Source organism: Blastocatellia bacterium, from assembly GCA_016713405.1.
Classification (GTDB): domain Bacteria; phylum Acidobacteriota; class Blastocatellia; order Chloracidobacteriales; family JADJPF01; genus JADJPF01.
Window position 1 is genome coordinate 195,651 of the sequence record JADJPF010000024.1, and the last position, 20,198, is coordinate 215,848.

The 20,198-nt window shown below is 32.9% G+C and carries 18 protein-coding genes and 1 pseudogene; 5 read left to right on the plus strand and 14 right to left on the minus strand.

Going from position 1 to position 20,198, the window contains the following annotated elements; translation table 11 throughout:
* Positions 1-90: 90 nt before the first annotated feature.
* The 4 genes and pseudogenes from IPK14_25005 to rfaE2 all read right to left on the minus strand — a co-directional run bounded on the left by IPK14_25005 (position 91) and on the right by rfaE2 (position 5,259).
* Entirely contained in the window at positions 91-1,098 is a 1,008-nt protein-coding gene (locus IPK14_25005) for a peptidylprolyl isomerase (GenBank protein MBK7996508.1), read from the minus strand.
* Positions 1,099-1,176: 78 nt separating this feature from the next.
* Positions 1,177-3,286: pseudogene (gene mfd, locus IPK14_25010) on the minus strand (transcription-repair coupling factor).
* An 88-nt stretch (positions 3,287-3,374) separates the two neighbouring features.
* Positions 3,375-4,781, minus strand: a complete 1,407-nt coding sequence (locus IPK14_25015; GenBank protein MBK7996509.1) for a hypothetical protein — start codon at positions 4,779-4,781, stop codon at positions 3,375-3,377.
* On the minus strand, positions 4,750-5,259 hold the full coding sequence (gene rfaE2, locus IPK14_25020) for a D-glycero-beta-D-manno-heptose 1-phosphate adenylyltransferase (GenBank protein MBK7996510.1): 510 nt from the start codon (positions 5,257-5,259) through the stop codon (positions 4,750-4,752). Before rfaE2 ends, IPK14_25015 begins: the two co-directional genes overlap by 32 nt.
* A gap of 108 nt (positions 5,260-5,367) precedes the next feature.
* Here rfaE2 and IPK14_25025 point away from each other — a divergent pair, with 108 nt between their 5' ends.
* On the plus strand, positions 5,368-6,087 hold the full coding sequence (locus IPK14_25025) for a hypothetical protein (GenBank protein MBK7996511.1): 720 nt from the start codon (positions 5,368-5,370) through the stop codon (positions 6,085-6,087).
* Between the two features lie 222 nt (positions 6,088-6,309).
* Positions 6,310-7,113, plus strand: coding sequence for a hypothetical protein (locus tag IPK14_25030; protein ID MBK7996512.1), 804 nt, complete (start codon positions 6,310-6,312; stop codon positions 7,111-7,113).
* On the opposite strand, the gene IPK14_25035 is transcribed toward IPK14_25030, so the two are convergent.
* From IPK14_25035 to IPK14_25045, 3 genes are all read right to left on the minus strand, one after another.
* Positions 7,114-8,181, minus strand: a complete 1,068-nt coding sequence (locus IPK14_25035; GenBank protein ID MBK7996513.1) for a tetratricopeptide repeat protein — start codon at positions 8,179-8,181, stop codon at positions 7,114-7,116.
* A 131-nt stretch (positions 8,182-8,312) separates the two neighbouring features.
* A complete protein-coding gene (locus IPK14_25040) occupies positions 8,313-8,921 on the minus strand; it encodes a zf-HC2 domain-containing protein (GenBank protein ID MBK7996514.1) in 609 nt (202 codons plus the stop codon).
* Between the two features lie 329 nt (positions 8,922-9,250).
* A complete protein-coding gene (locus IPK14_25045; protein ID MBK7996515.1) occupies positions 9,251-9,442 on the minus strand; it encodes a hypothetical protein in 192 nt (63 codons plus the stop codon).
* Positions 9,443-9,702: 260 nt separating this feature from the next.
* On the opposite strand from IPK14_25045, the gene IPK14_25050 reads away from it, so the two are divergent.
* Positions 9,703-9,945 (plus strand): hypothetical protein, encoded by a 243-nt coding sequence (locus IPK14_25050; GenBank protein ID MBK7996516.1) that lies wholly within the window; start codon positions 9,703-9,705, stop codon positions 9,943-9,945.
* 15 nt (positions 9,946-9,960) lie between these two features.
* Here IPK14_25050 and IPK14_25055 read toward each other — a convergent pair whose 3' ends face one another.
* Positions 9,961-10,665 carry a serine/threonine protein phosphatase gene (locus IPK14_25055; protein MBK7996517.1) on the minus strand — a complete coding sequence of 235 codons (705 nt, stop codon included), beginning with the start codon at positions 10,663-10,665 and terminating at the stop codon, positions 9,961-9,963.
* Positions 10,666-11,151: 486 nt separating this feature from the next.
* Between IPK14_25055 and IPK14_25060 the strand changes: the two genes are divergently transcribed.
* Complete coding sequence (locus IPK14_25060; GenBank protein MBK7996518.1) at positions 11,152-12,165, plus strand: (2Fe-2S)-binding protein; 1,014 nt, start codon at positions 11,152-11,154, stop codon at positions 12,163-12,165.
* Between the two features lie 60 nt (positions 12,166-12,225).
* On the opposite strand, the gene IPK14_25065 is transcribed toward IPK14_25060, so the two are convergent.
* Positions 12,226-12,978, minus strand: coding sequence for a tetratricopeptide repeat protein (locus IPK14_25065; protein ID MBK7996519.1), 753 nt, complete (start codon positions 12,976-12,978; stop codon positions 12,226-12,228).
* Positions 12,979-13,016: 38 nt separating this feature from the next.
* Positions 13,017-14,237: a hypothetical protein gene (locus IPK14_25070; GenBank protein MBK7996520.1), complete on the minus strand. Its 1,221-nt coding sequence runs from the start codon at positions 14,235-14,237 to the stop codon at positions 13,017-13,019.
* A gap of 550 nt (positions 14,238-14,787) precedes the next feature.
* Between IPK14_25070 and IPK14_25075 the strand changes: the two genes are divergently transcribed.
* On the plus strand, positions 14,788-15,705 hold the full coding sequence (locus IPK14_25075; GenBank protein ID MBK7996521.1) for a GDP-mannose 4,6-dehydratase: 918 nt from the start codon (positions 14,788-14,790) through the stop codon (positions 15,703-15,705).
* 194 nt (positions 15,706-15,899) lie between these two features.
* On the opposite strand, the gene IPK14_25080 is transcribed toward IPK14_25075, so the two are convergent.
* The 4 genes from IPK14_25080 to IPK14_25095 all read right to left on the minus strand — a co-directional run bounded on the left by IPK14_25080 (position 15,900) and on the right by IPK14_25095 (position 20,042).
* Positions 15,900-16,724, minus strand: coding sequence for a TonB-dependent receptor (locus IPK14_25080; GenBank protein ID MBK7996522.1), 825 nt, complete (start codon positions 16,722-16,724; stop codon positions 15,900-15,902).
* Between the two features lie 39 nt (positions 16,725-16,763).
* Positions 16,764-18,191: a TonB-dependent receptor plug domain-containing protein gene (locus IPK14_25085; protein ID MBK7996523.1), complete on the minus strand. Its 1,428-nt coding sequence runs from the start codon at positions 18,189-18,191 to the stop codon at positions 16,764-16,766.
* Positions 18,192-18,393: 202 nt separating this feature from the next.
* A complete protein-coding gene (gene nikR / locus IPK14_25090; protein MBK7996524.1) occupies positions 18,394-18,840 on the minus strand; it encodes a nickel-responsive transcriptional regulator NikR in 447 nt (148 codons plus the stop codon).
* A gap of 35 nt (positions 18,841-18,875) precedes the next feature.
* Positions 18,876-20,042 (minus strand): deoxyhypusine synthase, encoded by a 1,167-nt coding sequence (locus IPK14_25095; protein ID MBK7996525.1) that lies wholly within the window; start codon positions 20,040-20,042, stop codon positions 18,876-18,878.
* Positions 20,043-20,198: the final 156 nt, after the last annotated feature.

Here is a 20,198-nt window from a genome sequence, read left to right on the forward strand (position 1 = left end):
AATTAAGCTACAAAGTTATTTATAATCGAGTAGTTACAAGGAAAAAGCACGCATTTTGCGTGCTTTTTTCTAAAGACTAATAATTTAGGGTTAATCATTGCTGTCACTAGATGGTTTATAGGCTTCAGCAATACGAATATAAGATTTTTCTCTTAGCTTTTTGAAGTAGTCTTTTAACTGTCCATTACCTCTTTCAAAAGCTATTTCTTGAGCAATATATTGCTCAACTTCTGTAAAATCTCTTAAGCCTGCGCCTTTATACTGGTTTAATTGAATAATTTGAAAGCCTTTATCTAAACGCACAGGATCGGACACATCATTAACTTTCATATTATCTACAAGTTTGCGTAGATAATCTATTAAGTCACTATCCTTAAAAGGAGGCAATAGACCACCCTTTTTGGTTGATTCTCGTTTTGGGTCAGAATAAAGTTTATTTAGGTCTGTAAATGATTTTCCTGCGCGTGCATCGGCTACAACTTGTTTAGCAAGTGCTGCGGCTTCGGCTTCAGAACGGCCTTCAAATGAAACAAAAATTTCACTTATAGTAACTTCTCCTGGAAGCTTAAAAATTTCAGCATGACTATCAAACCAAGCTCGTTTTTCTTCCATTGTTACTTTGTCATAGATTGGGTTAATTATTTCCCGAAATAAAATAACCCGACGCTGTGCGTCAGTACGAAAAGATTTACGTAAATCTTCTGCGTCAATATTTTGCTGAACTAAATATTCTTGAAACTCAGTTAAACTCATTTGTGCTTGTTCAGAAAGACGGACAAAAGCTTGGTTTACTTCAGCTTCAACATCAATTGCTAGTTCTGAAGCACGTTGATTAATAAGTCTATCTTCAATAAGAATATTTAAGATATTACTTTCATTTTTCTTATATTCTTCATCTGTTTTAGCTTGATCATTGTTGAATTTAGCTAGAAGCTCTTGTTTATAAGCTGCTTTGGCTTTGGTTAAAGCAGAAAGAGTTATGATATCAGTATTGACCCTTGCAACAGTTTCATCCACTAGTTGGGGTTCTTGGGCAAAAACAGAGATGCTTAGCAAAGCAATTAATATTGCTGTAAAGAAAAATCGACTAAACTTCATAAATTTTAAACTCCATCAAATTAAACAGATTGAGTTGGAATAGATTATTTAATTTAACTTGTTTTATCAGGTCTTAGTTTATGTTGGCCTAACAAATTTGTGCAAGAGGTTTTCGACTACCTGAAAAACCTCTGAATCTACAAAATTATCTGCCAACCTAATTTTTAACACTCCAGCAGGTGAAAAGCTCACATCTTTGTTAGATGCAACAAACTGAATAAGTTTGTTTGTGTCTATTTGTGCTTTTTCTTTCCACTTAATATTTAAGTGTTTAATTTCTCGGTCAATAGAAATAACACCTAAACTACTAGCAAAAGAACGAAGTCGAGCATAACTAAATAAATTTTCCACTGCTTGAGGTCTACGACCATAACGATCAGCTAATTCTGCTTGAATATTAACTAAATCTTTTTCATTAGCTGTAGAGATACGCTTATAAGTACGTAATCTTTGCCCCATATCAGAAATATAATCTTCTGGGATACGGATATCTACACCTAGATTAATTGTTACAGCAGTATCTTCCTCAATGGGTTCGCCTCTTAGCTCTGGACAGTTCTTTCTAGCATTTGACAATAAAGATCAAAGCCAATAGTGTCCATATGACCAGATTGCTGACCGCCTAGTAAATTACCTGCACCGCGTAATTTAAATCTAGTGCTGCAATACGAAAACCAGAACCTAAGTCGGAAAATTCACGAATTGCAGCAAGTCTACGTCTAGCAATGGGTGTTAAATTTTGTTCAGAAGGAACTAGCAAATAAGCATAGGCTCGGCGACTAGAGCGACCTACGCGGCCACGCAGTTGATAAAGTTGAGACAATCCATAATGATCAGCCTGGTCAATAATAATTGTATTAGCTAAAGGAATATCTATTCCATTTTCAATAATTGTAGTTGCAACCAACACATCGCTTTCATGCTGGATAAATTTCATCATTACATCTTCTAGCTCAGTTTCGTTTAGCTGACCATGCCCTACAACTATTCTAGCTTTTGGAACTAGTTTTCTAATTAAATCAGCAATTGAATAAATAGTTTCTACTCGATTATGTACAAAGAAAACTTGTCCACCACGCTGGAGTTCCATTTCTATTGCACTACGAATAACACCTTCGTTAAATTGTACTACGTGAGTTTGCACAGCTAGACGATCTGACGGAGGAGTTTCAATTACTGACATATCCCTAAGACCAGCTAGGGACATATTTAATGTTCTAGGAATTGGAGTTGCAGACATAGTTAATACATCTACACGTCTACGCATTTGCTTAAGTTTTTCTTTATGTGTTACTCCAAAACGTTGTTCTTCATCAACAATTACTAGGCCCAGAGACTTAAATTCAATATCTTTAGAAAGTAAGCGATGAGTGCCAATAATTACATCTACTTTACCTTCGGCTAGTCGTTGTACAGTATCTTTTTGCTCTTTAGGAGAGCGAAAACGAGAAAGCAAGTCCATTGTTACAGGAAAAGAAGTAAAGCGTTTTTGGAAAGTTTTATAGTGTTGATACGCAAGTATTGTAGTAGGTGCTAGAACAGCAATTTGTTTACCTTCAATAACAGCCTTAAATGCTGCACGCATCGCTACTTCAGTTTTACCAAATCCAACATCACCACAAAGCAGGCGATCCATTGGGGTATCAGAATGTAAATCAACTTTTATATCTCCTAATGCACTTTCTTGATCAACTGTAAGTTGGTATTCAAAAGCGTCTTCAAACTCTTGTTGCCACGGGCTATCTTGACTAAATGGAGTACGTTTTACTAGTTTGCGCTCTGCATAAAGTTTAAGTAATTCTTCGGCCATGTCCCGCATAGCTTTTTTAACACGGGATTTAGTTTTTTGCCAATTTAAGCCGCCTAACTTATCTAAAGAGGGACGAGAAGCAGTTTCAGCACTAGAAAATTTTTGCACCAAGTCTAAACGCTCTACAGGAACATAAAGCTTGGTTCCTTCAGCATAGGTAAGTAACATAAATTCACGTTTTAGCGTTGGGCTAACTTCCATTTGTTGCAAACCTTGAAATTGTCCTATTCCATGATCTACGGGAACTACAAAATCACCAGGTTTTAAGTCTCTAAAGTCTGATAAAAAGGAGCTAATTTGATTGCGTTTTCGACGTGATTGAGTTTGACGAAGATCCACGCTAGTTGTTTCATCAAATATATCTGTTTCAACTAAAATCTAAGTTTAGCTGTTGGTAGTTCACACCCAGCAGAAAGCCTACCTATAGTTACTATTATTCCATTAGAGTTAGTAGAAATTAGGTTGCTTAAATCTGCTCTAAGTTCTGCTTTAACAGAATAATCCGCAGGATTTCAACAATTCTTTCTGCAACACCTAAGCTAGGCATTACTAAGATATTAATGTCCTCATTTTTTTGCCATTTAGTTAGATTTGCAGCTAAATCAGGAATCCGGCCATGATAGCGTTGTGTTAAATGACTATTAAGCGGATGTTCATTTGAACAGGCTTCTATAGGGAAAAGGAATAGATTTTTTGTTTGCTGTGTTTCAGTTTCAAATTGATTATCTATTTGTGCTGCTTCAATTCCAAGTAAACGTAACTCTAAGCGTTGTCTATGGTCTAGGCGGGCGCGTAAGCCTTCAGTAGTCATAAGAAGTTTTTCTGGAGGTAGTGCTAAACTTCCAGAATCATTAAGCAAATTATAACTAGTATTAACTTTTAGAAACCATTTTTCTAACTCTTGAGCTATTTCGCTTGGTTCATCAATAATTACTAAAGGATTACGTAGATAATCAAAAATAGATGATTCTAAAGGGTTTACTAAGGGTAGTAGATATTCCCAGCCTTCAAAACATTCTCCTGTTTCAGCCGCTAGCAATAAATTAGATAATTCTTTTTGATATTGAGATTCTTTCCAATAATCTCTAGATTTACGGGCAAAATTTCGTAAATCTTCTGGGCTAGCTGTTTGGGTTCTCATTGGTAGGAGTCGGCAAGCCTGCAATATTTCCTTAGATCGCTGTGTTTCTAGGTCAAAAGTACGTATAGATTCTAAAGTATCGCCAAAAAATTCTATTCTAAGAGGTTCTAAATAATTAGGAGAAAAAACATCTAAAATTCCACCACGCAAGCTATAAGATCCAACTGTACTTATAGGATCTTCTCGTAAGTAACCATTAGCAAAAAGCATATCAACTACTAAATCAGGTGGGCAATCTTCGCCTACTTTTAGTTGAATGCTTAAATTTAACATTTGTTTAGGTGATGGAGTTCTTTCAATTAAAGCACTAGCAGTAGTAATTAATAATTCTCCTCCACCTAGAGCTAATGTATCTAGGGCAAAGGCGCGTTTTTGTTCTATTTCCGCGTGTGGCGAAAGCCCTTGGTAAGGGTCAACTTCTGCTGATGGTAAAGTTAAAACGGCTTCTGTTTTAGGTTTAGCTTTGTCGTCAGGGGATTTAGCAGGATATAAAATTTGATGAAAAAACCTTAAGTCTTTTTCTAGTGTTTCTAATTCTTTATTACTACGAACAATTGTAAGTATTGGACGGGAAAGTTCTTTATTTAATGCAGCTATTAGCAATGCTTTGGCAGAACCAGTCATTGCACTTACCACAACGGCCTGATTAGCGGCTTGTAAGTCTTTTAACAGCCTACGAAAATTAAGGCTAGAAAAAAAATTAGTTAATGGGGTCGTTGTTTTGGTGTTCATTTTTAGGATACCTGCTTAAAATTCTACCAATAATATCAGTAGTTGAAGCACCTGCTAAATAAGGCAAAGACAAGACTTGTCCTCCAGCCGACTCAACTTCTTTACGACCTACAATATTATCTAATGACCAATCCCCGCCTTTTACTAATATATCTGGAAGTACTGTAGAAATTATCTTATATGGAGTTTCTTCATTAAAAATAGTTACATAGCTAACCACTTCTAATGCAGCAATTACAATAGCGCGTTCATTTTCCGTTAAGATAGGGCGAAGAGGCCCCTTAATATTTTGGATAGATTTATCGCTATTAATTGCAACAATTAGCAGATTTCCTAGAGAACGTGCTTCTTTAAGATAAGCAATATGGCCAGGATGAATTAAATCAAAACAGCCATTGGTAAAAACTACTTTTTGACCCTGCTGTTTAGCTTGAAGGCGAATTTCTAAAAGTTGGTTAAGAGAAAGAATTTTTTCCATAAGAAACTAAACAATCTACAACTTTCCGAAACTCTCGGCAAGTATCTTGTGCATTTTGCATCTATAGCTGGATAAAAATTTAAGAAAAATTTTATCCAGGTGAATTTTATGCAAAAACTCTTTTTTATTATAACTTTGCTGTGTTTTTTTAGCTTTTCTGTTCAAGCTGCTGAAAAAGAAGCTTGGAATGCTGATGGACAATTTAGACGTGCTTTTGTAATAGATGATGGACTTTCAGCATTAAGAAAATCTCCAAAAGTAACTTCAACTTGTTTACGTAGACTAAGAGTCGGACGAAAAATTTTTATTATTTCTAGTATAAAAAACCAAGATGGTATTAAGTATTATTATATAGCTATAACGCGTAGAACAAGAGGTTTTATTGATGCAGCATCAGTAGTTAGTCCATCACAAGCCGGTGATGACGCTCGCCTTATGCGCTTAATAGAAGCATCTAAAGGAGTTGAGAAAATTATCTTAGCCCAAATCTTAGTTAGTAATTTTCCTAAATCTCGCTTTTGCCCTGATGCTTTATTAGCAGAAGGTGAAGCAGCAGAAAAAATTGCCTTAGAACTTTCCAAAAAAATCTCTCGCCGACTTCCCGAACAACTTGATAAAGAATTAGAGCTTGAACGCTATTTGCTTAACAATCCTATATTAGATAAATATAGCCGCTTAGGAATAAACTTTTATATTGATACAGAAGAAAAATTTTATCGTTATGATGGAGCAGTTTATAAACAAATTCTTAGCCGCTATCCTCGTTCTTTAGCTGCAAGTCATGCAAAAGAAAAACTGCAAATTTTAATTAAACCAACCAAAGAATAAACTAAATTTCTTGTATTTTTCTACTTGATCGGTTTCCTGATCGCTTGTTACTTATTGAATTTACAAGAGTAAAAAATATTAATTTGCATAAGAAGTAAATTCTTGTTTAACTACTATATATGGTAGTAATAAAGTAATAAACCACTACTAATAAGGCATAGTGTCTTTTTTATTATTTGCTAATAAGTCCCCAAAAAATCTATTAATTAAGGAGAAAAAAGTATGAAAAAAATTTTTGTTTTAATGATGTTTTTTGTAGTTTGTTTTTGTCTATCAATGACTAAAGTTAATGTAGATGCAAGTAGTAAATGCGAAGTAAGTTTTCATTTTGATGGGCTTCACGCAATTGCTTTTGGAGATCATAGCCGTGTAAGTGGGGGAATTTTAGATGTTCATCATCATGTACCTAGCATTCAAATTAAGCAAATTAAGCAAGGTAAAACAACTCTCATTCATACAATTAAGGCAGATGAATTAAAAGGAAAAACGTTAAATGTTAATATGCCTAACAATAGGCTGCAACCTAAGCGTTATTATTCTCCAGATATGAATAAGGATAAGCAAGATTTTCGTTGGTGTTTAGATATTGAAAATGATTTGTTCCAAAAACAGCTTTACTTAAAAGACAACTTTTTTGCCAAAATACACTTTAATGCAGGAATGTTTTATTCTGAGAATGTAACAGAGAACAAATATCAATTTGTTTCAGGTAGCAGCTTACATAAATTTAATCGGGAGATTGGAAGACCTACGCTTAAAGTTGGATTAGATAAACAAGATAGTTTAGTAATTAGTGGGTTAAAAAATGAAGTTAGCCTAGCTTACCAACCAGGTACTAATTATTCAGTAACAATTAGTAATTTACCATCAAAAGATATGATGAATATTGACCATTTTGTTTTTTACTATGACGCAGTAAAAGTTAATGTTCCTAAATTTATGCCATTGCCAGTTGAAAAAGCAGCATTTTATCCTAAACCAATAATTTGTGATTCTGTTATTTTTGGTAAATCTGTCATCAAATAATTAGTTTATTTGACAAGGATTTGGTACAAAAGATAGAAAACAATTAGCTATTTCTTTGTTATTTTCAGCCAATTTGCGGTACTGGTTAGCAGTAGCAAAATATTTTTCAGCTTCATCTATTTTATTAAGCTCTTTTAACGCTATTGCTAACCCTTCATTTAACTGGCTTAACTCTAGATTATTTTTTAGCTTTAATTCTTGAAACATACTTAAGCTATCTTGGTAGATTTTTGCTGCTGCTTCAAGATCTCCTGCTAATAACTTAGTTTTGCCATAGTAGCCAGAAATTAAGAATATCGTATTTAACCTATTAGTATTGTCTACTAGCCTATTTGCTTCATTAATGGATTTAAGATGATATTCTTCACTATCAGAAAAATTTTTTAATTCAGCAGAGACTAATGATAAGTATGTGTAAGACCTAGCTATAGAATCTGAACTAAAGTTTGAATTATTAAGATTTTTAGCTAAACGTATAGATTCTTTTAGGTAGTATTTTGATAACTCATAATGTTTTAAGTTAGATGAAGCCAATCCAGCTAGCTGCATTAGTGAAATTATCCGCTCTTTTTTCATTTTTTCTGAGTTATTTAGTAGATTTTGAACCATTTCTAAACTTTTTTGGTCTTCATTATTAAGGTGATAAAGCGTTGCTAAAGATAACTTAGGACGACTAACAAAATCATATATTTTTATCTTTTCACCTATCTTAATAATTTCTTGAAAAGCCTTTTCAGACTCTTCAAGGCTGACTTCTTCACTTAAAAAGTTTGTTTGCCATAGTAGAAAATAACCTTGTAAAAGTAAGTAGTTATTATCTATAGAGAATTTTAACCCTTCATTTGCTGTTATTTTTGTTTGCTTATAGTCACGTAAAAAAGTATACATTTTATTACTAATGGTTTTAATTCTATAAGCTTCAATAGTATTGCCTAATTCTAGGAATTTACTTTCTAACGTTTGGCTTTCTTTAAGTCTTTTTTCAAAGTTATTTCCAGATGTTTCATTAAGTAGTGCTAACATTTGCTCACGATAAAGCGAGAGTTTTGATAATTGTTCTATTGGCACGGTTTCATAATATTTGACTAAATCTACCCCATAATTTTCTTGATATTTGTTTTGTAATTCTTGAGCAATTGTTTTTGATTGTTTTAAGTAAAAATTATCTTTAGTCGTTAAATACTCATTGATGTTAGTGTCTAATTGTTTATAAAGGATATTTTCTTGAAAACTATCAGCAAAATCTGAGCTATTTTCAATAAATAATTACTTCCTTCAATTATTGATAAAGATGATAAAGAATATTTGGATGATAAATTGAAACTTTTATTAGTAATAGTTGCATAGCTAAAATAGCCTAAAGTAATAGAGCTAATCATTAAAACAGTTACAATAAAATAAGTATATTGTTGAAAAATATTTTTAATATAATTTTGATTATCAATGGTCTTATCAGGAGTTTTGCTAGCAAAATGTAGCTTTTTGATACTATTAGGTTTATTTTCTTGTATTAGTTCTTTTACTTCAAATAAAATCTGCTTTTTAGCATTACTAATTGCATAATACCAAAGAGGGTCGGTTAAGTATTTTAACAGCAAGGTTTTTTCATCACAAGAAAGTGGATGTTTAAGTTGAAGAATTTCTTTTGTATAAAGACAATTAATCTTACAATCGCTACATTCCTTAAAATGATGCTCAAGTTTTAATGTTTGTTCTTCTGGCAATTCTTTTTTAACATACATTACAAACAAAGGGACGTTTTCTGCTGTACAAACCGGCATAGATGATTCTTCAGGGTGAAACCTCATATAAAAATCACACCTTTAACTTGTTAAAATATAGTTTTGATTAGTCTATTTATTGGTTGTTTTGAAACTAATAGAAATTGTTATAATTTTCGCACTTTAGCATATTAATATTGCTATTGCTAGTATTATTAGCATATTAATATTAGTAAGTAAAAAGAATTAGTAATCATATAACGTACAATAAGTAAATCACCTTATTTTATATTCCTATTAAAATTAATTTAATAAATATGATACTTAAGGTAAAAAGATTAATCATTCTTTTTACCTTAAGAAAAATTTTATAGGAGAGTAAGCTAATCAAAAAAAATTAGTAAGAAAGAAAAAATTTAGTTTTTGGGCATTCTATGACCTGGTGAAAAAGGGGCATCAGGTCTAGGTGGGCCACTAAAAAGAGGAAAATCTAAAAATGTCTTTTTTTGCTCATCATTAAGCACAGAATAGATATTAAAAGTGGTGGTTGTATGGGCAACTATCATATTAACCATTGTTAGTAAATACTGTTGTGAAAGAGTGCGTATTTGTGCTTCATCAAAACGACCTTTAGATGTTAGCGTATTAACTTAGCAAAATGGGTCAAATTCATAGCTGAAGATGCTGATTTTGAAGCTCAAAATAAAAACTCTAAAGTGACTTATCAGTTAAATGAAATTTCAGTCTTAGCAGATGAAAACTTAATATATAGTGCTATAGATAATATCTTACGCAATGCTATTTGTTATACTAAAGAAAATTCTACAGTTCAAGTTTTTTTAAACCGTCAAACTTTGTTAGGTAAAGATTGGGCAGTTATGTACAAGATCAAGGTGATGGTGTACCACAATCGGATTTAACAGAAATATTTCGGCCATTTTATCGGGTAGAGTATGCTAGAGAGCGTGATAGGGGTGGTAGTGGTTTAGGATTAGCAATTGTTGCGCAAACTGTAAAATTACATAAAGGAAAGATTGAAGCTAAAAACCTAATTCCAAATGGACTAAGTGTTATTATTTATTTGCCAATAAATGTAAAAGAAATTGACTAAGAATATACTTAAGCATTATATAACTGGTTGATAATAAAGATTTCCGCTAGGTAGTTCTACAGCGCAGAGTTGACCATTATGACCTGCACCACAATCAATAGCAATAATATTATTACGACTCCAGGCTGTCATTCTATTAGGGGGCATTTCAGCTTCTCCTAACATAAGGCGGATTTTATTAGTTGGTGTATGACCAACTACTATAGTTTTTCCTTGGTAGTTACGGAAAAAATCTTTACCTCTATACCAGCGTGCAATCAGCGGATTATCGACTATCCATTGTCTTTTGCTATTTTGCATTGCACCTGCATGAACAAAAATAGCATGTTCATTTTGGTAATTAATAGGTAAATTTTTTAAGTAATTATAAGTAGTGTAAGATAATTCTTTAATAAATTTTTTCCAATGCACTACACCTTGGACATAGCTTAAATAAGTAGTATCACCTCCCATTAATAACCAATGGGAAAATTCTTCCTCATCCGTATAGCTATTTACCATCATTTCTTCATGATTACCTGAAAGCACTGTTACAGTAGGAAAATCTTTTTGTAATTGCATTAAGAATTCTATTACTTGACGAGACTCTAAGCCTCGATCTACTAAATCTCCTAAAAAGACTAGTTCATCTGTTTGCCAGTTTATTGGCAGTTGATCAAGCAATTTTTTTAATGTGCTAAATTGTCCATGCACATCACCAATAGCAAAAGTTTTTTTCATAAAGTAATTAACCTAAGTTAATATTTACAATAAATAAAAACTGTTATTAAAAAATAGCTATGATAGAATCTAGGGCAAAAGTTTTTTTAATATAGCCTAGCTGTAAGTCATTAGGCTACTAGCAAATAACCTTAATTAAGAAGTCAAAGAAGGTTAAAATATTTAGTTAAGGGTGTTATTGTTGGATTAAGTGCTTTGTTTAATTGTGGCAGGTCTTTTTTGTTGTCTCTCTAAAATTACTATTTCAGAAAAAAATATCCCTGGAGTAGTTGAACAACGTTTAGATCTTGCTTAGAAGTTGAGTTAATAGCCGATGCTATTGAGCGTTATGCTAATAATGAATATAGGCATTAAACTAAGTATTTATTATTGTTTAGCTTGCTTTTAGGAGAAAGCTAGCCATCAATAGTTGAGACAGCAAGTAAAAAGCTGGTAAACTCTTAGTTTTATTTTGCTAAGAAGTTTTTTACAAGAGGTTTTCAGCTTATGACTACTAATGAGGCAACGTTATTTGAAGCCTTTCTTAATCAATATGATAGTGATGGATGGTCTAATACCATTAATAGAATACTTCCAAAAATTCATCCAATAGATAAAAATGCAACTCAAATTTGGTTTTCTTTTTTTCCTTTAGCTTTAGCAAAAGCACTAGAAAATAGCTCAGATCCAAAAGAACTAATTAGAAAATTACAATTAAAAGGTAATTTCTACTTAAAAGATCAAATAGATTCTTCACATACCTTTTTATATGGACATCGTTATTGGCCCGAAGTAAAAGCGGCGGTTATTGAACAAGCTGTTTCTAATAAAGCTCCTGCTAGTCTTGAACTAGCTAAACAAATACTTGATTTAGCCGATCAAGTAGCTAAAAAATTATCTGTAGATAACACTTTAGTAGTTGGTATTACTGCTGTTGCTTTTATGAGCTTGCAACAAGTTGGTATTGTTGCTTTTAAGGCTGCTCCTGGCAAAGTGTTAATTGATTCTAAAATAGCAAAAAAATCTCCAGATGAAATTTTATCTCAACGTGCTAAGGATGATAACCAAGGTCTGATAATGCAGTTTTTACGTACAGTAGATAAAGTTTGGACAGTAACTTTTAATGAAAATGACTCTCAAGGTACATTTAAGTTAATTAATGGTCAAGATATTGCAATGGCCTCAGCTAGTGATAAGCGAAATCATAAAGCTCGTGACATACGTTGTGTGGAAGGCCCTGTGCCAGTAGAATGTCGTTCGGCTGCTTGTGGAACTTGTTGGGTAGGCATTTTAGGCGGAGCAGAAAAACTAGAAAACGTTACTGGTAGAGAAAAGAAACGTATTAGAGAATTTGGTTATATTCATACAGATGAAGCTAAACCACTAATACGCCTAGCTTGTGTAACTCCTGCTAGTGGAGCAATTTCTATTGTAGTTCCTCCCTGGAATGGTGTTTTAGGAAAATACTTACAACAACTTAAGGAAGCAGAAAAAGATTCTCAACGTGAACCTAGTTACTAGTTAACTTACATAGATTAAAAAACAGAGTGTTATTTCTATAGCCCATTAATTTGGGCTATTTTAGTTTTTATTATTGGAGACTTTTTCTTTTTGCGATCTGGCCCATGCTAAATTATTTTTGGCTAATTGGAAATCAGGTGAAATAGCAATAGCTTTTTCTGCTGCAACAATTGCTTTATCCCATAATGCTAAACTATTGTAGGCAACACATAAATTATTGTATGTAATTGAATTATTAGGGTTTATGTTTAATGACTTTTCACAGGTGGCTATTGCTTGTTCAAACATATTATTACTAATGTAAGCTAGCGTCAAAGATGTATAGTTAGTAGTTATAATACTAGTGTTTATTGGATTATTTTTCTTTATTGTTGCGTCTGTAAGATTATTTTTTGCTAATGTAAAGTCTGGATTAAGTTCTATGGCTTGTTCAAAAGCTTTAATGGCTTCATCAAGTAAAGAAAGACTAGTGTAGGCTACTCCTAAATTATTATAAATACTAGCACTTGATTGATCTAGCTTTATAGCTTTTTCACAACTAATAATAGCTGAAAGAAAATCTCCTTGTTGAATTTGAGATAAACTTAAATTTAATAATTGAGTACTTGTTTGATTTTTAGCTAATTGTTGTTCTCTATCTTTAAGTTCAGTCAATAGACTAGTTAAGTCTTGTTTAGGGAATTCTAAATTATCCAAAGAAATAGAAATATTAGATTGAAAGAACCAATCAGTAAACTTACTATCTTCTACTAAAATAGTAAATGATTTAACTAGATTTTGATTAAGCTCTGTTTGCCATTTTTGACTAGCCAATTTAGCAAAATCAATGGAGTTATTTACTAAGGGTGAAATTAAAAACCATTTTTTGCCATTTCTCTTGGTAAATAGTAAATATATTGTTTTCCATCCATTAGCGTAACTTTTAGATAAAGTATTGAAATACGCCAAAAAACAGAGGTTAATTTACCTGTTAATGTTGTTTCAATATTTAATTTAACCCAAAGAGGGTTACTGTTTATTTGAGTTAAATCTATTTCTTGGTTAAAAGTGGTTTTTTGACTAAAAATATTCTTAAAGCTATAAGTTTTTGGGCTTTTACTAGATTCTAATAGTAAGAGTTGGTGCTTAGGAGTAAATGACTTTATATCATATAAAGTTAGAAGTTCAGGCCAGCAAAGGCCATCCTCAATGCTAGGGTAGCGTGTGTCTATTACTTCATTATTAAAAAAAATATACTTAGGTGCTAGATTGCTTTTTAAGTGATCAACATTAATTTGTGCTACCTGTGTTGGACTAGCCATATTGCTTTGAAATACTGGTCTAGGTCGATAATCTAAATTATGTGCTAATAAAATAGTTTGGCGAGCCGAATATATATCTACCGATCCATCTATTGGCGGTAGTGGATTTTGCTGGCGAATTTTTGCCATTTTATCTTGATAATTGGCTGATAAATCTGTTTTTTGAGTAATTATAGAAAAACTTAAACTAATATTATTAGATAATACTTCTAGTCCAGATTTAATATACTTAATTAGATTTGTTCGACCATACCAATTTAAGTTAGCTGAAAGTAACATTATTGATGCTAGTAAACCTAATAAAAGTGAGTATTTAACATAATACTTTACTTCTTGAGAAAAAATAATAAGTAAGTAAACTAATGCTATTACTATTATTACTTTATTAGTAGTAAATACATGAAATTCATCTATACGAGTATAACCAGCCTTAAAAGCCATTTGGGAAAGCCCTAAATAGCCAAGAAATGGTAGCGCAGTTTTTAAGCTTTCTTTGTTTATTTGTGGTTTTATCTCATTAAGCATTACTGGTAAAATTACTAAAAATATAGTAGATAGCACTAGTGAAATTTCAGAAAGTGTTCCACCAAAAGCTAGCTCAGAATAATATTGAGCTACTGTTAAGCCATTTAATACAAAAGATGGAATTGCAAATAAGGATTGTCCTGCAAGTAGCCATAGTAAAAGGAAGGAAGATAGAAAAGTTGTTAATAAAATAGGCTTTTGTTTTTCTAAAATATCATTTATTGTAATTAGAAATATTATTGCCAAAGAGCTACCTGTAAAAGAAAATTTAATTAAGCAAATAAGTGATAATGTTATAGTTATTAGTATTGAGTGAATAGAAGTTTTTTTATTATCAATATAAAAATAATAAGTAAGTAAAAATATACTAAAAGACATAAAAAAATTGGTGGGGGGTGTGGGGGGGGGGAAGTTTATTATTTTTTTTTTTTTTTTTTTTTTTTTTTGTTTTTTTTTTTTTTTTTTTTTTTTTTTGTTATCACCAATTAATTGTTTGGAAAATAGAGTGATAAATTTTGCATAAAAGAAGGGGTTTAGTTCTTCCCGGTTAATTATGGGGATAACAATTAGCGAAATTGAAAGCGAGCTTGGTCTGTAAGTTATTGATTCATATCTTGTAGCGGGGCTTTGGTTGGCATTCATCTTGACCTGGCAAATTAATTACTGTAATTTCTTCAAAATCTATGTTTGGTCTCAAGGCTTTTCCTCTCCGTTGTTATTTCATCTAACCTTTGATTATTGATTGGAGAGCTTACAATTCTTGCTACCAAATAATCGTTAATCTCGGCAAACCGGGATGCCTGATCACTTAGAACAAAATACGACTTCAGTTAAAACACCTTTAACACTTCACTATGGAGATTTAGCTGATTCTAGTATGCTGACAAATCTCTTTTATGAAATTCAGCCCGATGAGGTTTATAATCTTGGGGCGCAAAGCCATGTAAGAATTAGTTTTGATACTCCTGAATATACTGGAGATATAACTGGGTTAGGCGCAACTAGACTTTTAGAAGCTATTAGAAAAAGTGGTGTTAAATGTCGTCTTTATCAAGCTTCTAGTAGTGAAATGTTTGGTAATTCTCCACCGCCACAAAGCGAAGATACGCCGTTTTGTCCTAGAAGTCCTTATGCTGTAGCAAAAGTATATTCTTATTGGATGATTCGTAATTATCGTGAAGGTTATGGGTTATATGCTTGTAATGGAATTTTGTTTAACCATGAAAGCCCTAGAAGAGGAGATAATTTTGTCTCACGAAAAATTACTAAAGCTTTAGCTAACATTTTAGCAGGTCGTCAGAAAAAACTATATTTGGGAAACTTAGATGCTTATCGGGATTGGGGTTTTGCTCCAGAATTTGTTGAAGGTATTTGGCAAATTCTACAACAAGACACACCTGATGATTATGTATTAGGCACTGGTCAAACAAATTCCGTCCGCGATTTCTTAAATGAAGCTTTTGGTTATGTTGGACTAGATTGGGCCAATTATGTTGAGTTTGATCCACAATATTTACGTGCAATAGAAGTTCCTATCCTAAAAGCAGATATAACAAAAGCACAGAAACTTTTAAATTGGCAACCAAGAGTTACTTTTTCAGATTTGGTTAAAATAATGGTTGATGCTGATTTAGTAGAGTTAGGGCTAAAAACTTCTGAAGAAAGCTCTAAAATCCTAGTAGAAAAAGGCTTTTCTTGGTTACAAAAACCATAGAAGCTACTAGAACAATTTAAGTTAGTAAATTATTAATTTAACTAATTAAGTAATAGTAAAGTTGGGTAGGAGGAAAATTTTGCTGGGATATTTCCTCATGGCATAGAAATCTTTTTCTTACCTCTACTACCCAACAAGTGCATTAATTACGTAAATGAGAAGGGTTTTGGATTTATAGATCTAAATATTTTTTACTATTTTTCACCGAATCTAAAAGTAATGCCAAATGTCAATGAAAAAGGATAGCCTGGCGTTCCATGAACTCTAGCAACAATTGGATCATTAGGTCTAGCGCGGGATTCACCAAAGTTTTGAACTTCAAAAAATTTCTTATTAAATAAATTGTCAATCCCAACACTAGCTTCAAATCGACGAACTATTTTTTTAGAAATTTTTAGGTCTACTACATCAAGTCCACTTGCTCTTAAAGATGTATCAATAGAATCTAGTAAATAGCTATTAATATGCCTGTAGCTAACTACCCCGCTAAAACCACTTAGATTTGAAACCACTAAATTAGCATTAAATGTAAAAGATGGAGCATTGGAAAGAAATTCTCTAGGGCTTGTGCCTTTGAAAAATGTATTTAAGACCCTTGTTCCAGAAGCATTTAAGCTTACAAAAGAATTAAGTCTAGCAGACCCCTTTAATTCATATCCATAACTACGGCTTGGCCCTTGAAATTCAATGGTGTTATCGTCCGTTATATAGACTTGAGTTTCAGAATTATCAATTAAGAAAAATGTTCCTGCTAAGTTAAGTTGTCTTTTATTAAAAGCAAAACCTGTTTGGTAAAAGTCCGTTGTAGCCACTTTTGGCCCTTCAGGACGTTGTGCTACTCCACGAGCATCTTGAGAATTAACCCCTCGTCCATAGTTTACGTAAAATGACAATGGTAATTTTTCGCTAGGGTGATAGGAAAGAGACGCTTTAGGTTGAAATTCACCTTTGGTTGTAGAGCCGTTAAATTCAGGGAAATTACGGTCTTTGACTCCAAAATAAAATGAATCATAACGCAAGCCTAAATCTAGGTGTAATTTTCCAAAGGCAAAACTATATTAAACATAACTGTTCACGGAAAGAATATTAGAATTTACATTAGTGCCATTTAGGTAGGGATCACGTTTAGCACTTTTATTTAGAGTAACAAAGATTTGATTGCCAACATAGCCACCACCTATTGTAAGCAGACTTTTACGACCGCCAAAATCATAAGGCTTTAAATACTGGGCGTTAATGCCTTGTTGAAGACGGCTATCATGTTGGTTAAATTGGTCGCCAATATCTTGACGATCTAAGAAAAATGTAAAATTGTTATATAAATCAAAGAGGGAACGAGCGATTAGACCATCAAGCTTTAGGATTGAACCATCCGAGTAGTTTTTTCTAAATAAAACGCTGCCGTTAAATGTTCTAGCTTTTCCGCCTTCTGTGCCATCAATTGCGCCAAAGCGGGCAATTTCGCGGCTTTGAATTAGATCAACAGGAATTTGTCCAGCAGAAAAGAAATCATTGCGTCCAAAATTAAACTTAAAAACTAAGCTTTTTGTGTCACCAAAATTAAATTTATAAGAACCTGTAACATTATCTCTGTCATAAGGTTTATCAAAAGGGGTGTCAGTTCGGGAAATTTCATAAGCTAAAAAGCCGTTTTGAGGGCTAACAGCAAAAAAGCCACGTTTTGTATTAAAACTGCCTCCTTGCAGGCGAATTATAGCAGTTTGTGCAAGTGATTCTTTTAACGAAACTTGCACTACACCTAGACCAGAAAAATTACCATATTGGGCGGCAAAAGGGCCGTTTAAGATTTGCACATCCCCAATTAATTCACTAGTTAAAGATTTAAGTTGCCCTAAATAACCTTGCCCATGTCCTTGTGTAGATTGGTTTTGATCAAAATTATCTACTTTAATCAGTAGCCCAGGGCCAACACCGCCATGATCTAGGTTAAACCCAAACCGGCGTATTTCTAAGCTTTTTCCCCCGCCTTCATGTTGGCCCGCATTAATACCGCTACCAAATTGAAATAAAATTTGATCATCTCGTGCTGGAAACCCTTCTCTATAAAGTGTTTCATCTTGACGGTTTATTTGTGGTTCTAAAGATTCAGCTTTAATTACTACTGTGTCATGAATTTGTGAAACAAGATAACTTGTCTCTAAATCCAAACTTTGATCAGTGCTTGAGAAATTTATAGATTTTTCTACTAAGTTATTTCCCTCTACTGTGATTGTTCCAGAATCATTATTAATTTGTATAGAATAATTTCCTTGATCATCCGTTGTTGTTTCAACAGTGCTGCTAGATGTGGTTACTTTAACCGTGGCTCCAACAATAGGTTTTTTACTAACACTGTCAATTATTTGACCTTTTAATATTCTTTGTTGGTTACTAACCGTTGCATTATCAGTAGTTTGAGCAAAACTAGAGTTGATATTTAAGCTTCCAAGTAAACAAGCACCAATGATTATTTTTTTTAATAACATATCTCATCCTTAAAGTTGTAAGTGCTACAAAAATAATTTTTGTGGCACTTATGGCTAAATATTAAGTTAAATAAAAACTTTAATTATATTGATTTATAGGTTGATTACTGGATGGCATTGTAGCACAGAAGTAATTTTTGTAACACGATCTTAGCAGAAAACAAACAGAAGCTAAATTTTAGCTTACTGATAAGGGTTTTAATTAGCCGCGATGATGGTCTTTGCCACTAACAATTGATTTAGCAGGAAAAGTTGTAAACAGCTTTCCATGTTTAACACCTTTTAAGCTAAGTAGAGAGTCAGCTAGCAAACGAATTTTGCTAGCTGCACCTCGTAACATCAGCATTTCCATACAATCATCATGGCTAATATGTGCATGTAAGACAGAAACAATAATGTCATGATGTTCATGTTGTAGATTAGTTAAACGCTCAGTTAAATCCCTGGTATGATGGTCATAGACTAAGGTTAAGCTACCTAATACTTCTATGTTATCAGCTTTTCCTAGTTGAGATTGCACCAAAGCATCACGAATTAGATCACGCAACGCTTCAGAACGGTTTTTATAACCTCGGTCACTAATTAGATCATCAAAACGGGCCAAGAGATCGTCTTCAATACTTACACCAAATCTAATTAAATTAGACATATTTCTCCCAAAGTATAATGACTAATAAAATTTAATTATTCTTCGCTAGAAGAATTTTTTGCTGCTTCATATTCTGCCTTAAGTTGTGTTACTAGCTCGGAGCGTTTGTCATAAAGTCGTTTTAATGGGCGGGACTTATGACTGGCTAGAGCATAAGCTGTAATCAAAGGTAGAGCAATTGTAGAGTCAACATAGCAAACGACGGCATCAGGTAGTTTATCAGGATCAACCTTACCCCAACTAACTGCTTCAGCCGGTGTTGCACCTGAAAGCCCGCCAGTATCAGCGCGAGCATCTGTTATTTGAAGGAAGAAGTCGTGTCCTTTTTCAGAAATTCCTAACACTTCTTGGATTTGTGGCTCGGTTTGTAAAAGGAAGTTTTTAGGACTACCACCACCTAAGATAAAAACAGCACTTTTTCCACCCTTACGCTTAGTATCTAAAACTATTGATGCGGTTTCGTTAACATCTAAACAGACATCAAAATTAAGTTTATTGCCGTCTAGTTGTTTAGCTGCGATATTCATACCTATGGAACTATCACCAGGCGAAGAAGTATAAATTGGTACTCCAAGTTCATAAGCAGCAGCAATTAAGGATTTTCCTTTGCTGCCTAAAATTTTTTCTCTTTCACTAACATATTTTCCTGCTAAATGGTGAAACTCTGCACTGCTCATTGTGTGCTGAAATTCTGGTGCAGTAATTATTTCTCTAAAAAAAGCGTCTGTTGAAAGCAAAACATTATAATCAAAGAAAATATCATAGATTCTTACTACGCCTTGTTCACGCAAAATAACATCGCTAATATTAGGTGTACCACGATGTAGATTTAGCCCAATACCAAAATGAGTATCATGATAAAGATTAGCTCCTGTGCTAATAATCCAATCTACAAACCCATTTTCTATTAATGGAATTAATGCAGAAATACCTAAACCTGCCGGAGTTAATGCCCCGGTAATACTTAAGCCTACTGTCACGTCTTCATCCAGCATTTTTTCAACAAAAAGTTGGCAAGCTTCTCTTAAACGTCCAGCATTGTAGGACAAGAAATTATTTTCTATTAACTCAGTTACAGTAGTATTAGCTGTAATTGGGGAAGGGTCGATTTTTTTCCTGATAAATATTTTTTTCCACCCATAAATAATTAGGGTTCTCCTTAAAATGTAGATAATTTGCTCAAGATTTTGCAAATATATCATTTTCACGTCAATTTGATGACTATATAAGTGCAAAAACTAAAATAAAGTACAGCTTTTAACCTAAGTTATTTGTAGAAATTAGAGAAATTTTAATTAATCACCATTGCAAAATACTTGAACTTTAGTAAGTAAAATTAGTAGTCTTGATGTATATTA

Coding starts and splice junctions, on each gene's coding strand:
- IPK14_25005 (MBK7996508.1), bottom strand. CDS start 1,098: ATGAAGTTTAGTCGATTTTTCTTTACAGCAATATTAATTGCTTTGCTA.
- IPK14_25015 (MBK7996509.1), bottom strand. CDS start 4,781: ATGAACACCAAAACAACGACCCCATTAACTAATTTTTTTTCTAGCCTT.
- rfaE2 (MBK7996510.1), bottom strand. CDS start 5,259: ATGGAAAAAATTCTTTCTCTTAACCAACTTTTAGAAATTCGCCTTCAA.
- IPK14_25025 (MBK7996511.1), top strand. CDS start 5,368: ATGCAAAAACTCTTTTTTATTATAACTTTGCTGTGTTTTTTTAGCTTT.
- IPK14_25030 (MBK7996512.1), top strand. CDS start 6,310: ATGAAAAAAATTTTTGTTTTAATGATGTTTTTTGTAGTTTGTTTTTGT.
- IPK14_25040 (MBK7996514.1), bottom strand. CDS start 8,921: ATGAGGTTTCACCCTGAAGAATCATCTATGCCGGTTTGTACAGCAGAA.
- IPK14_25055 (MBK7996517.1), bottom strand. CDS start 10,665: ATGAAAAAAACTTTTGCTATTGGTGATGTGCATGGACAATTTAGCACA.
- IPK14_25060 (MBK7996518.1), top strand. CDS start 11,152: ATGACTACTAATGAGGCAACGTTATTTGAAGCCTTTCTTAATCAATAT.
- IPK14_25075 (MBK7996521.1), top strand. CDS start 14,788: ATGCCTGATCACTTAGAACAAAATACGACTTCAGTTAAAACACCTTTA.
- IPK14_25085 (MBK7996523.1), bottom strand. CDS start 18,191: ATGTTATTAAAAAAAATAATCATTGGTGCTTGTTTACTTGGAAGCTTA.
- nikR (MBK7996524.1), bottom strand. CDS start 18,840: ATGTCTAATTTAATTAGATTTGGTGTAAGTATTGAAGACGATCTCTTG.
- IPK14_25095 (MBK7996525.1), bottom strand. CDS start 20,042: ATGATATATTTGCAAAATCTTGAGCAAATTATCTACATTTTAAGGAGA.